Here is a 272-nt window from a genome sequence, read left to right on the forward strand (position 1 = left end):
TATGCACAACAAGACCCGCAGTATACGCAGTATATGTATAATATGAATGTAATAAACCCTGCCTATGCAGGGTCTACAGAAACCGTATCTATTGGCGCTCTTTACAGAAGCCAATGGGTAGGTTTAGAAGGCGCTCCAAGCACAGGAACACTTTCTATACATTCGCCAATAGGTAACCGTGTAGGGCTAGGGTTCTCGTTAATAAATGACGAAATAGGGCCAGTAAACGAAACCAATGCCTATGTAGATTTCTCTTATACATTACCATTAGG

General features: G+C 41.9%; 1 protein-coding gene. It reads left to right on the forward strand.

Features of this window, described 5'->3' with window-relative positions:
- On the forward strand, positions 1–272 hold a 272-nt coding region (locus ACVC08_RS00345; protein ID WP_452600526.1), incomplete at both ends, for a PorP/SprF family type IX secretion system membrane protein.

The sequence above is a fragment of the Pontimicrobium sp. MEBiC06410 genome (assembly GCF_053601615.1).